The following is a 1,533-nucleotide window of genomic DNA, read 5'->3' as shown; positions in this document are numbered from 1 at the left end:
CCTCAATTTAAATTAATGATATGAACGTAAATGCTGTGTATTCGCCGTCCATGGCGAAGTCACAGCTTAACGCGCATCCATGCGCTGTTATTACTCATCATTAATTTAATTTCGGGTGTGATCACTGGGGAACTGTCTTCACAGCAGTGTGTAATTTTGCCGTAGGCATGCAGCTTACTGACGTGAAAGGAATACTGTGATCTTCAGTGTTAAATTTGCTGAATATTTAAAATCAAATTAATCAGAGCAGTATTTTTATTAGGTACTTCAATGTTATTCTATACAAATACATGACTGAAAGGATGCCTCATGATTTTAAAAGATAAAACGCTCGTCACAACCAACTCAGCAAAATTAAAAGCAGGCCAAAAACAAGAGCTCGACGTAGCATTTTACTTACGCCGCGCATTTAAAGACCACCCTCAAGTATTTGTGTTTAATGATGTAAAGTTTAAACACAACGGCGAAAGCGCACAGATAGACCACCTTATTGTTTACACCTACGGGTTTATTCTTATTGAATCAAAAAGTATTACTGGTGAAGTTGCAATAAACCAACATCAAGAATGGAGTCGCAGCTACCGAGGGCAATGGCAAGGCATGCCATCACCAATCAAACAAGTTGAGCTACAACTGGCAGTACTAAAAAGTTTAGTAAGAGACAATGCTCCTCAACTCCTGCCAAAGATGTTTGGTAAAATACAACAAAATTTTGGTGGCCGTGCATGGCATAGCATCTGTGCAATATCGAGTAATGCCATAATTAATCGAGATAACACGCCAAAAACGCTTGAAGAGCGACTTGTAAAATCAGAGTTTATAGCAGATAAACTTTTAGACATAATGAAGCTCCCGGCATCAATACCAAATGCCCTGCACTTTTTTTCAACCAATACTCGCCCATGGTTTAGTGAAGAAAGCTTAGTAAGGATCTGTGAGTTTCTTTTGGAGCAAAATATTACTCCTGCCACACAGTTAAAACCTGATGCAATAGCATCAAGTCTCAACGAACCTAGCCCGATTTATCAAAATGAAACGCCTACTCTTGCGCCAACCTCTATTACACCAATAACTCAAGAGCAACCAAATGTTGTCAATGACGTAAATTTACAGTGTAAGCAGTGCAACAATCAAACGACGCTAAAAGCTCGCCCAGGCCGCTACGGCTATTTTGTTACATGTGGGGAGTGCGATACCAATACACCAATGAAAACGTCTTGCCCGCAGTGTACCAGTGCAAATACTAAAGTGAGCAAACGCAAAGATCTCTATTCATTAGTGTGTGGTGATTGTGAAAATACAGCGCTTTTCAAATTTGATTGATAATGTCGCGTTGGCGACGGCAACCAAAGGGCGGATACCGCCGACCGCCCCTTGGAACCCCACGGCGCCCCGAGGATCAAACAGCTTCCTCAATTTAAATTAATGATATGAACGTAAATGCTGTGTATTCGCCGTCCATGGCGAAGTCACAGCTTAACGCGCATCCATGCGCTGTTATTACTCATCATTAATTTAATTTCGGGTGTGATC

1 protein-coding gene is annotated in these 1,533 nt (G+C 41.0%); it reads left to right on the top strand.

The annotated features are described in order from the left end of the window. Nucleotides 1-309: 309 nt before the first annotated feature. Complete coding sequence (locus H5182_RS21925) at nucleotides 310-1,323, top strand: nuclease-related domain-containing protein (protein WP_182760650.1); 1,014 nt, start codon at nucleotides 310-312, stop codon at nucleotides 1,321-1,323. Nucleotides 1,324-1,533: the final 210 nt, after the last annotated feature.

The sequence above is a fragment of the Pseudoalteromonas sp. SG44-17 genome, from assembly GCF_014164235.1.
Taxonomy (GTDB): domain Bacteria; phylum Pseudomonadota; class Gammaproteobacteria; order Enterobacterales; family Alteromonadaceae; genus Pseudoalteromonas; species Pseudoalteromonas rhizosphaerae.
This window is presented reverse-complemented; position numbering and strand designations above follow the sequence as displayed.

Excerpts from the sequence above, each read along its gene's own strand:
- H5182_RS21925 (WP_182760650.1), top strand. The coding sequence starts at position 310 with ATGATTTTAAAAGATAAAACGCTCGTCACAACCAACTCAGCAAAATTA.